The sequence below is a fragment of the Rhodanobacter sp. FW104-R8 genome (genome assembly GCF_001617365.1).
Taxonomy (GTDB): domain Bacteria; phylum Pseudomonadota; class Gammaproteobacteria; order Xanthomonadales; family Rhodanobacteraceae; genus Rhodanobacter.
Genome location: NZ_LVJR01000006.1, coordinates 51,621 through 61,500, shown reverse-complemented (window position 1 = coordinate 61,500; position 9,880 = coordinate 51,621). Strand labels below are relative to the sequence as shown.

At 70.0% G+C, this 9,880-nt stretch carries 11 protein-coding genes; 8 read left to right on the top strand and 3 right to left on the bottom strand.

Annotated elements, in window-relative coordinates:
- The coding region (locus RHOFW104R8_RS01210) for a cytochrome c biogenesis protein DipZ (RefSeq protein WP_068205419.1) at positions 1 to 1,399 on the bottom strand (1,399 nt) is incomplete at its 3' end.
- A gap of 204 nt (positions 1,400 to 1,603) precedes the next feature.
- Here RHOFW104R8_RS01210 and RHOFW104R8_RS01205 point away from each other — a divergent pair.
- Entirely contained in the window at positions 1,604 to 2,191 is a 588-nt protein-coding gene (locus RHOFW104R8_RS01205) for an RNA polymerase sigma factor (protein WP_082823476.1), read from the top strand.
- Between the two features lie 4 nt (positions 2,192 to 2,195).
- Complete coding sequence (locus RHOFW104R8_RS01200) at positions 2,196 to 2,849, top strand: NrsF family protein (protein ID WP_068097058.1); 654 nt, start codon at positions 2,196 to 2,198, stop codon at positions 2,847 to 2,849.
- Between the two features lie 108 nt (positions 2,850 to 2,957).
- Here RHOFW104R8_RS01200 and RHOFW104R8_RS01195 read toward each other — a convergent pair whose 3' ends face one another.
- Positions 2,958 to 3,440 carry a YajQ family cyclic di-GMP-binding protein gene (locus RHOFW104R8_RS01195; protein WP_068096923.1) on the bottom strand — a complete coding sequence of 161 codons (483 nt, stop codon included), beginning with the start codon at positions 3,438 to 3,440 and terminating at the stop codon, positions 2,958 to 2,960.
- An 89-nt stretch (positions 3,441 to 3,529) separates the two neighbouring features.
- On the opposite strand from RHOFW104R8_RS01195, the gene RHOFW104R8_RS01190 reads away from it, so the two are divergent.
- Positions 3,530 to 4,708 (top strand): NAD(P)/FAD-dependent oxidoreductase, encoded by a 1,179-nt coding sequence (locus tag RHOFW104R8_RS01190; RefSeq protein ID WP_201028703.1) that lies wholly within the window; start codon positions 3,530 to 3,532, stop codon positions 4,706 to 4,708.
- A 54-nt stretch (positions 4,709 to 4,762) separates the two neighbouring features.
- Complete coding sequence (locus RHOFW104R8_RS01185) at positions 4,763 to 5,677, top strand: NAD(P)-dependent oxidoreductase (RefSeq protein ID WP_255373123.1); 915 nt, start codon at positions 4,763 to 4,765, stop codon at positions 5,675 to 5,677.
- Positions 5,678 to 5,789: 112 nt separating this feature from the next.
- Here RHOFW104R8_RS01185 and RHOFW104R8_RS01180 read toward each other — a convergent pair whose 3' ends face one another.
- Positions 5,790 to 6,668: a PhzF family phenazine biosynthesis protein gene (locus RHOFW104R8_RS01180; protein WP_068096906.1), complete on the bottom strand. Its 879-nt coding sequence runs from the start codon at positions 6,666 to 6,668 to the stop codon at positions 5,790 to 5,792.
- A 185-nt stretch (positions 6,669 to 6,853) separates the two neighbouring features.
- Here RHOFW104R8_RS01180 and RHOFW104R8_RS01175 point away from each other — a divergent pair, with 185 nt between their 5' ends.
- The 4 genes from RHOFW104R8_RS01175 to RHOFW104R8_RS01160 all read left to right on the top strand — a co-directional run bounded on the left by RHOFW104R8_RS01175 (position 6,854) and on the right by RHOFW104R8_RS01160 (position 9,856).
- A complete protein-coding gene (locus tag RHOFW104R8_RS01175) occupies positions 6,854 to 7,465 on the top strand; it encodes a rhomboid family intramembrane serine protease (RefSeq protein WP_068097055.1) in 612 nt (203 codons plus the stop codon).
- An 86-nt stretch (positions 7,466 to 7,551) separates the two neighbouring features.
- Complete coding sequence (locus RHOFW104R8_RS16815; RefSeq protein ID WP_082823475.1) at positions 7,552 to 8,181, top strand: histone H1-like repetitive region-containing protein; 630 nt, start codon at positions 7,552 to 7,554, stop codon at positions 8,179 to 8,181.
- A gap of 139 nt (positions 8,182 to 8,320) precedes the next feature.
- Complete coding sequence (locus RHOFW104R8_RS01165; protein ID WP_068096904.1) at positions 8,321 to 8,746, top strand: hypothetical protein; 426 nt, start codon at positions 8,321 to 8,323, stop codon at positions 8,744 to 8,746.
- Between the two features lie 81 nt (positions 8,747 to 8,827).
- Positions 8,828 to 9,856, top strand: a complete 1,029-nt coding sequence (locus RHOFW104R8_RS01160) for an aminopeptidase (protein ID WP_068096901.1) — start codon at positions 8,828 to 8,830, stop codon at positions 9,854 to 9,856.
- The last annotated feature ends 24 nt before the right edge of the window (positions 9,857 to 9,880 follow it).

Sequence of the window (9,880 nt, the reverse complement as noted above, 5' to 3'; positions counted from 1 at the left end):
GCGACCACTGGTCGGCAGCGAGCGAGGCGGGTGCGTGATAATCCCGCGCCTCGTCGTGCGCCACCCGGCCGCCGACGAAGTTCATCGCACGGGCGTAGCCGACGTAGGTTTCCGGCGAACGGGTGGGATCGTTCGACGCGGCCGCCTCGACGCCGCGGTGGTCGTCGCTGACGTAGCCGCCGGGCAGGTTCTTCTGGCCGGTGTCGGCCAGCAGCTGGCGGATCACGTCCTCGCTTTCCCGGTACTCGCCTTCGCCGAAATGATGATGGCGGATCTGCCCTTGCGCGTCGATGAAGTAGTGCGCCGGCCAGTACTCGTTGTTGAAGCCTTTCCAGATCGCGTAGTCGTTGTCCAGCGCGACCGGGTAGTCGACGCCCAGGTCCTTCACGGCCTTGGCCACGTTGGCCGGATCCTTCTCGAACGCGAACTCCGGCGCGTGCACGCCGATCACCACCAGGCCGTGATCCTTGTACTTGTCGGCCCAGCCGCGCACGTAGGGCAGCGAGCGGAGGCAGTTGATGCAGGAGTAGGTCCAGAAATCGACCAGCACCACCTTGCCGCGCAGCGCTTCGGTGGTCAGCGGCGGACTGTTCAGCCATTGCGTGGCACCGGCCAGCGACGGGAACGTGCCTTCCACCGGCAGCGGCTCGCCGGCCTTCGGCGCCGGTTGCGGCGCCGGTGCCGGGCGCACGGCGTTGATCAGCTTCTGCTCGATGCCGCCGGTGCTGGCCAGCGAGACGCGGGTGAGCAGGCCGGTATCCAGCCCCAGTGCGATCGCGGCCACGCCGCACAGCACCAGTGCGCCGAGCGCGCGGCGCACCCACTCGCCGGCGCCGAGCGAGCGTTTCATCAGCGCGAACACCTTGCCGCCGATCAGCAGCGCCAGGCCCAGCGAGGTGGCTGCGCCGGCGGCGTAGGTGAGCAGCAGCAGGGTGGTCTGCACGCTGGCGCCGTTCAGTGCCGCGCCGGTCAGCAGCAGGCCCAGGATCGGCCCCGCGCAGGGTGCCCACAGCAGGCCGGTGGCCACGCCGAGGCCGGCCGCGCCCCAGACCGAATCGCCACCGCCGGCCGAGCGCTGCGACAGCCGGTTGCCCATCGCCACGAACGGGCGGGTGATCCATTCGGCTAGCCGGGTCGACAACAGGGTCAGGCCGAGGAAGGCCAGCACCAGCATCGCCACGTAGCGGCCGTACTGGTTCGCATGCACCGCCCAGCCGCCGCCCAATGCGGCCAGCGTGGCGACCACGGCAAAGGTGATCGCCATGCCCAGCAGCATCGGCAGGCCGTTGCGCATGAACGGACGGTCGGAGCGGGCGAACACGAACGGCAGCACCGGCAGGATGCACGGGCTGAGGATGGTCAGTACGCCGCCGAGGTAGGCGAGGATCAACACGAGCATGGGAGGCATCCGCGGGAGGTTGCTGGTTATTCGCCGGCGCGTCGACGGCGGTTACCTGCAGGTACGGAGTAACGCCGGGGCCGGATGCAGCGAATACCCCACAGGCATTCCGCCGTTGGAGCCCGCATGCCGCAAGCCTTGACCGCCACCGCCTGCATGGGTCTAGATAGTGGACTTTCCCTGCGGGCGAGTCTCGACCAGACCATGCCAGCCGATGTCGCCATGGTGAACGGCAGCGAATCGCCCGACCAGCGCCGGGCGGCGTGGATGGCGGCTGCGCAGGCCGGCGACCGGCGTGCCTACGAGAAGCTGCTGGGCGATTCGGTGGCGCTGATCCGGGCCACCGCGCGGCGCCAGGGCGTGGCGCCGGATGGCCTGGACGACGTGGTGCAGGAAACCCTGATCACCGTGCACCGGGTGCGCCACACCTACGACCCGGCCCGTTCGTACGACGCGTGGCTGACCGCGATCGCCAGCCGTCGCGCGATCGACGCGCTGCGCAGCCGCGGCCGTCGCGACAGCCGCGAACTGCACGACGACTTCGCGCTCGACCAGCATCCGGATGTCGACGACGCCAGCGCCGCTGCCGAGAGCGGCCAGCGCGCGCAGCGCCTGCACGAGGCGATCGCCGAACTGCCGCCGGGCCAGCGCGAGGCGGTGGAACAGCTGGGCCTGCGCGAGCGCTCGCTGAGCGAGGCGGCCGAGCTGACCGGGCGCAACGCCGGCGCGCTGAAAGTGAACCTGCACCGCGCACTGAAGGCGCTGCGCGAACGTTTCCATGGAGAACCCTGACGTGATGCCCGACCCGTCCTCCCATGAGGCACTGATCGGCCGCCTCGGCACCGGGCTGGTGCCGGTGCGGCGGCTGCCGCCGCCATGGCTGCGCACCGCCGGCTGGCTGCTGCTGGTGCTGGCGCTCGCGACCGGGTTGCTGGCGCACTACGGCGCGGACCCGATGCTGCGGCGCTGGGCCGCCACGCCCGACCTGGCCTGGGCCGGCATCGGTGCGGCGGTCACCGCGGTTACCGCCGCGTGGGCCGCGTTCGCGCTGGGCGTGCCGGGGCGGCGTGCGGCGTGGGCGTGGCTGCCGCTGCCCGGTGCCTTGCTGTGGATCGGCGCCAGCGGCCTGGGCTGCCTGCGCATGTGGATCGCGCCGGGCACCGAGATCGCCGGCATGCACCAGAGCGCCGATTGCCTGCTCTTCATCATCGGCTTCTCAGTGCCGCTGTCCGCACTGCTGATCGTGCTGCTGCGCCGCGCCTGCCCGCTGCGGCCGGTGCTCACCGCCGTGCTGATCGGCCTGGCCAGCGCGGCCGCTTCGGCCAGCCTGCTGGAGATCTGTCACGCGTTTGATTCCGCCGCCACCGACCTGCTGACGCATGCGTTGGCGGTGATCGTGGTAGTGGCGGTCAACGCGGCGATGGGCGGCCGGCTGCTGTCAAAAGCTTGAGGCAGTGCGGCTGTTGTAGGGCAGGCAGTGCCCACCGGCTTCTGCTCTTGTCTTGCGCCGTCATGGAAGGCGGCGGGCGGTGCCCGCCCTACGGAGCGATGCGGAAGCTCAGTCGCGGAAGTTGTCGAACTGCAGCGGCAGCTCGACGTCCGACTTGCGCAGCACCGCCATCGCCGCCTGCAGGTCGTCGCGCTTCTTGCCGCTGACGCGCAGCTTGTCTCCGTTGATCTGCGCCTCGACCTTGAGCTTGGCCGCCTTCAGCTCGGCCACCAGCTTCTTCGCGACCGGCTGCTCGATGCCCTGCTTCACGGTGATCTTCTGGCGCGAGCCGCCCAGGTTGGTTTCGGGCTCGCCCACGTCGAGCGCGCGGATGTCGATCTTCCGCGCGGTCAGCCGGCCGCGCAGGATGTCCAGCATTTGCTGCAGCTGGAATTCGCTGGGCGCGCTCTGGGTGATCGCGCCGTCGTCCAGCACGTACTTCGCGTCCACGCCCTTGAAGTCGAAGCGCGTGGTCAGTTCGCGGTTGGCCTGGTCGATCGCATTGGTCAGTTCGTGCTTGTCGACTTCGGAGATCACGTCAAAGGAAGGCATGGCGGCGGCTCGCGGGAAACAGGCACAAAGTGTAAGCCATGCGGCTGGGCGATAATGCGCGACCTGTGGCGGCGCGAGGATGCCGGTTCGTGAAAGTGGACGTGTTGATCATCGGCGCCGGCGCCGCCGGCCTGATGTGCGCGATCGCCGCAGGCCAGCGCGGCCGCCGCGCGCTGGTGGTCGACCATGCCAACAAGGTCGGCAAGAAGATCCTGATGTCCGGCGGCGGCCGCTGCAATTTCACCAACATGGGCGCCACGCCGGCGAACTACCTGTCGGCCAACCCGCATTTCGCCAAGTCCGCGCTGGCGCGCTACACGCCGCGGGATTTCGTCGCGCTGGTGGAGAAGCACCGCATCGCCTATCACGAGAAGGAACTGGGCCAGCTGTTCTGCGACGACTCGGCCAAGCAGATCGTGCGCATGCTGCTGGACGAATGCGCCGCCGCCGGCGTCGCGGTGGAAGCGGGCTGCGGCGTGCAGCGCGTGCGCAAGACGCCGGAAGGCTTCGGCGTGCACACCGCGCGCGGCGAGGTGCACGCCGAGTCGCTGGTGGTCGCCTCCGGCGGCTTGTCGATCCCCAGCATGGGCGCCAGCGGCTTCGGCTACGAACTGGCGCGCCAGTTCGGCCACGCCGTGCTGCCCACGCGCGCCGGGCTGGTGCCGCTGACCCTGAGCGGCAAGCACCAGGAGCATTACCAGGGCCTCGCCGGCGTGGCGTTGCCCGCGGTGGAGGCGCGTGTCGGGAAGCAGAATTTCCGCGCTGGCCTGCTGTTCACCCACCGCGGCATCAGCGGTCCGGCGATCCTGCAGATTTCCTCGTACTGGCAACCCGGGGATGACTTGCGCATCGACCTGCTGCCGGACCTGGACGCCGGCGCGCATCTGGTCGAACAGCGCGCGGCGCGGCCGCTGGCGGAACTGAAGACCGTGCTCGGCGATGTGTTGCCGAAACGGCTGGCGCAGCGCCTGTGCGAGCAATGGCTCGAGAGCCGCCCGATGCGCCAGTACCGCGACGCCGAACTCGGGCAGATCGGCACGCGGCTCAACGCGTGGCCGATCACCGCCAGCGGCACCGAAGGCTATCGCACCGCCGAAGTCACCCTGGGCGGCGTCGATACCGACGGGCTGTCCTCCAGCACGATGCAATCGAAGCTGGTGCCGGGGCTGTACTTCATCGGCGAGGTGGTCGACGTCACCGGCTGGCTGGGCGGCTACAACTTCCAGTGGGCGTGGGCCTCGGGGCAAGCGGCCGGGCAGGCGGTGTGAGGCCGCCCGCGCACGGCGGATTTCGCGCGGATTGAATATCCCGCGTGCTTCACTGTGCGCCGGCTTCGGCACGAGGACACCCGCATGAAAGTCGGATTCATCGGTCTCGGCGCGATGGGCGGCGCGATGGCCAGCAACCTGCTGGCGGCCGGCCACACGTTGACGGTGTGGAATCGTTCCGTCGCGGCCACCGAGCCGCTGGCCTCGCTGGGGGCCAGGGTGGCGCGCAGCGCCGACCGCGCCGCGCAGGGCGAGGTGCTGTGCAGCATGCTGGCGAACGACCAGGCGGTGCGCGAGGTGTTCCTCGACGGCGGCCTGCTCGATGCGATGGATCGCGGCACCGTGCACGTCAACCACGCCACGATCTCGGTGGCGCTGGCGCAGGAGCTGGCCGCGGAGCACGAGAAGCGTGGGCTGGAATACGTCGCCGCGCCGGTATTCGGCCGCCCGGACGTGGCGGCCGCGGCGAAGTTGAATATCGTCGTGGCCGGCAAGCCGGCCGCGGTCGAGCGGGTGCGCTCCTTGCTGGAGGCGATGGGCAGCCGGCTGTGGCCGCTGGGCGAGGCGCCGGAGCGCGCCAACGTAGTGAAGATCGCGGGCAATTTCATGCTGGCCAGCGCGATCGAGAGCATGGCGGAAGCGAGCGCCTTGACCCGGGCCTACGGCGTCGGTGCCGCGGAGTTTCTCGACGTGATGACGAACACCCTGTTCGCCGCGCCGGCCTACCAGGGCTACGGGAAATTGATCGCCGAGCAGCGCTTCAAGCCGGCCGGGTTCGCCTTGCCGCTGGGTTTCAAGGATGTGGGGCTGGCGCTGGCGGCCGGCGAGGCCGGGCGGGTGCCGCTGCCGTTCGCCGGGGTGTTGCGCGACGCCATGCTGGAGGCTCTGGCGGCCGGCGATGCCGAGATGGACTGGTCGGCGCTGGCGCTGGTCGCCGCGCGCCGGGCGCACCTGGACGAGCGCGGATGACTCCGCGTCCGTGGCACGTGGCTTCGTAGGGCGGGCACGGCCCGCCGCTCCCTGCCGCAAGGCACAGAACAGAAGCCGGCGGGCGGTGCCCGCCCTACCACGGCGACTGGCGTTAAGGCTGCCAGTCCAGCGCGCCGTCGATCACCGCGTGGCTGCGCCCGCCGACCCAGATCGCGTCGCCGTCGATGTGCACGATCAGTTGCGCGTCGTGGCCGATCTCGCGGCCCTGGCTGACCTTGTAGCCACGGGCCAGCGTGCCGTGCGGTTCGGCGTGGGCGATGTAGGCGGCGATCAGGCCGTTGGCGGCGCCGGAGGCGGGATCCTCGACGATGCCCACGCCCGCCGGGAACGCGCGCACCACCAGCTGGTAGTCGGGGTGGCCGCTTCGCGCGAACGCGCACAGACCCATGCTGTCGCTGGCCTGCGCCAGCGCGGCGATGGCCGCGTGGTCGGGTTGCCACGCGCGCAAGCCGGCTTCGTCCGCCACCTCGGCCAGCCACCAGCGGCGGCCGCCGTCGACCAGTGCCGGCGGCAGCGCGCCCAGCTGGATGCCGGCCAGCGTGGCCGCCAGCAGCGGATGGGCGTCGCGGCCGGTGTCCAGTACGCGCTCGCCCGGCGACTGCAGCAGCAGTTCGCGGTCGGCGCCGCTGCCCACGATGCGGATCGGCAGCACGCCGGCGCCGCATTCCTGCCACAGCAGGCCGTCGCGTGGCGCGGCCAGGCCGCATTCGAGCGCGGCGTGCGCGCTGCCGATGCTGGGGTGGCCGGCGAACGGGATCTCCTTGTGCGGGGTGAAGATGCGCACGCGGTAGCTGGCCCGCGGATCGGCCGGCGGCAGCAGGAAGGTGGTCTCGACCAGCGCCGTCCAGCGCGCGAAGCGCTGCATCGCCGCGGTGCTCCAGCCGTCGGCGCCGATCACCACGCCCAAGTGGTTGCCGCCGCCCGGGGTGGCGGCAAAGACGTCCAGATGCAGGTAGCGAAGCGAGGCCATGGGATCCGTCGGGCGGCCGGCGGCCGCATGAAACGGCGCATGATAGCCGCCTGCCGCCGCCCGCGGCAGTGATTTTTCGTCATATCCATGCGGCCGCGCGGGCATGAGCGGCTGCACCGGGAAGTCGACAAGCCGCGGCGGTAACGCCAAGATGCCGGCCTTTGCTGCCCGCCGCGGAACTGCCCATGCCGATCACCCTGGTCATCATCGCCATCACCTGCATCGTCTCGTTCATGGCGTTCAACAACAGCCGCCTGATGAACGACCTGATCCTGTGGCCGCCGGCGATTGCCCGCCAGCGTGAATACCATCGCCTGGTGACCTATGGCGTGGTGCACGCGGATTTCGGGCACCTGCTGTTCAACATGGTCACGCTGTTCTTCTTCGGCCGGGTGATGGAAGGCTTCTTCACTGCGCGGCTGGGCACGCTCGGCTTCGCGCTGTTCTACATCGGCGGCCTGGTGGTCTCGATCCTGCCGACCTACCTGAAGAACCGCGGCAACCCGAACTACCGCAGCCTCGGCGCCTCGGGCGCGGTGTCGGCGGTGCTGTTCGCCTTCATCCTGCTGGCGCCGTGGTCGCGCATCATCGTGCTGGTGATCCCGATGCCGGCGATCGTCTACGCGGTGCTGTACACCGGCTACTCGATCTACATGGACCGGCGCGGCCAGGGCAACGTCAACCACAGCGCGCACCTGTGGGGTGCGGCGTACGGCGTGGTATTCACCCTGTTGGCGGAGCCGCGGGTGCTGCCGCATTTCCTCGATGCGCTGGCACATCCCGGCTTCCGCGGATGAACGGTTACCGCGCTGCGCCATGCCCGTCGTAGCCGGGGCGCGCATACTGGGGATGGTTGCATCGATCACCGCAGGAGAATGAGCGCATGGCTATGACCCGCAAGTCGGCCGCGAAGCAGTCCGTGGCAAAGAAAGCGTCCACCGCAAAAAAGACGGCGAGGAAGACCGCACCACGCAAGGCGGCAACGAAGAAGGTCGCGGCGAAGAAGCCTGCGGCGAAGAAGCAGGCGGTGAAGAAGGGCGCGCCAAGGAAGACCGCAGCGAAAAAGCTTGCGGCGAAAAAGGCCGCGGGCCGAAAAGCGGCCGCGAAGAAGGTCGTTGCGAGAAAGGCGGCCGTCCGCAAACCGGCGGCTCGGAAAGCCGTCGCCAGTCCACAGGTGCGCAAGCCGGCCGCGGCAAAGGCAGCGAAGAAGTCCATGGCAAAGCCCGCCGCCAAGCCGGCGATCGTGGCGAGGAGGCCGGTTGCGCCCGAGCCCGTGCCGCAGGAGGCACCGCTCCAGTACATCAGCCAGGAGGATGCGGTAGCGAAGATCCAGGCGTTGCTGGAGGCCAAGCAGGAACGTGTCAGGCAGGGGTCGGGCTGGCCGGGCGCGAATCCGCCGCTGCCGGTTTCCGGCGGCGCCGACCTGCACCCGCCGCTGTCGACGGAAGCCGGTGGCACCGATGGACGCGTGCTGGCAGCCCAGCGCGGCGAGCAGGGCAAGCGCAAGGGCTGATGGGCGGCTTTCCCGGATCGCCCGCCCGGCGGGACATGGCTGGCGGGTAAATGCCGCCCGGCCCGGCGCCGCAAACTCAGTACGCGTTCAAGCTGCGCGCCCTAACGTGGCATCGTCACTCCTCAGAGGGAGGCAGATCATGAAACGCCTGCTGGCCAGTCTTGCCCTGATCGCCGCCACCGCGGCGCTCTCGGGCTGCTATTACGACCCGGGTTACAGCTATGTGCGCGGCTCCGGCTATGTCGGCGACGCCTACTATGGCGACGGCGGAAGCGCCTATGTCGTGGCGCCGGGATACTACGATAACGACTATTACGGCGGTTACTACGGCAACGGCTATTACGGCTGCTGCTACGCACCCGGCGTCAGCGTGGGTGTCAGCAGCGTGTGGTACGGCGGCTCGCGCTATCGCCACGATGGCTACCGCGACGGCGACCGCGATTATCGCGGTCACGCCGGCCAGTGGCAGGGCCGCCGCGATGGCGGCTACCAGGACCGCGACGACCACGACGATGACCGCAACAACCACCGCGGGCACGACCGCGACCGCGATGATCAGCGCTGAGGCATGAGGCACCGCGGGGGGATGCCCCGGTTCCGATGGCCGGCGCACCGCCGCTTCCCGAGGCTCATCGTCATCGTGGCGATGGGTCTTTTGCTGTGCGCCTGCGGCAGCCTGCGCTACTACGCACAGGCCGTGCGCGGGCAGGGCGAGCTGATCGTCCATCGGCGCGCGGTCAGGACGTTGCTGCGCGATCCGGCCACCGATCCACAGCTAGCCGCGCGCCTGCAACGTGCGCAGCTGGCGCGCCGGTTCGCCTCGCAACAGCTCGGCTTGCCGGACAACCGCAGCTATACCGGCTACGTGGTGCTGGACCGGCCGTACGTGGTGTGGAACGTGTTCGCGGCACCGCGCTATTCGGTGGAGGCGGTGCCGCAGTGCTTTCCGGTTGCCGGCTGCGTGGCCTATCGCGGCTGGTTCGGGGAAGCCGATGCGAAGGCCGATGCGGCGCGGCTGCAGGCGCGCGGCGATGACGTGTGGATCGGCGGCGTGCCGGCGTATTCCACGCTGGGCTGGTTCGCCGACCCGATCCTGTCGAGCATGCTGCGCTGGGACGACGACGAGCTGGACGGCACGATCTTCCACGAGCTGGCGCACCAGCTGGTCTATGTGAAGGGCGACACCGCGTTCAACGAGTCCTTTGCGACCTTCGTGCAGACCGAGGGCCTGCGCGAATGGCGCCAGTCGCGCGGCCTGCCGCCGGGCGACGGCAAGGCACTGGCGATGGGCGACGGCTTCACCCGGCTGGTGCTGGACCTGCGCGCGCGCCTGAAAACCCTGTACGCCGGCGGCGCGGACGCAGCGTCGATGGAGGCCGGCAAGCAGCGCGAGATAGCGGCATTCCGCGTCCGCTATGCCCAGTGGCGCGATCGGGACTGGCCAGGCGAACACCGCTACGACGCCTGGGTCGCCCGGCCCATCAACAACGCGCGGCTGCTGCCGTTCGGCCTGTACGACCGCTGGACGCCGGCGTTCGCCGCGATGTTCCGCGATGCCGGGCGCCGTTGGCCGGCGTTCTACGCCAGCGTGCGCGAGCTGGCGCGGAAGCCGCAGGCGCAGCGCGAACAGGCGTTGCGGCAATGGTGTGCGGGCAACTGTTCCGACGGGAACTGAAGGGCCGACGGCCGCAGCTGAACC

Bases quoted from the DNA above. Each gene is read 5' to 3' on its own strand.
- RHOFW104R8_RS01205 (WP_082823476.1), top strand. From the start codon at position 1,604: ATGCCAGCCGATGTCGCCATGGTGAACGGCAGCGAATCGCCCGACCAG.
- RHOFW104R8_RS01200 (WP_068097058.1), top strand. From the start codon at position 2,196: ATGCCCGACCCGTCCTCCCATGAGGCACTGATCGGCCGCCTCGGCACC.
- RHOFW104R8_RS01195 (WP_068096923.1), bottom strand. From the start codon at position 3,440: ATGCCTTCCTTTGACGTGATCTCCGAAGTCGACAAGCACGAACTGACC.
- RHOFW104R8_RS01180 (WP_068096906.1), bottom strand. From the start codon at position 6,668: ATGGCCTCGCTTCGCTACCTGCATCTGGACGTCTTTGCCGCCACCCCG.
- RHOFW104R8_RS01175 (WP_068097055.1), top strand. From the start codon at position 6,854: ATGCCGATCACCCTGGTCATCATCGCCATCACCTGCATCGTCTCGTTC.
- RHOFW104R8_RS16815 (WP_082823475.1), top strand. From the start codon at position 7,552: ATGGCTATGACCCGCAAGTCGGCCGCGAAGCAGTCCGTGGCAAAGAAA.
- RHOFW104R8_RS01165 (WP_068096904.1), top strand. From the start codon at position 8,321: ATGAAACGCCTGCTGGCCAGTCTTGCCCTGATCGCCGCCACCGCGGCG.
- RHOFW104R8_RS01160 (WP_068096901.1), top strand. From the start codon at position 8,828: ATGGGTCTTTTGCTGTGCGCCTGCGGCAGCCTGCGCTACTACGCACAG.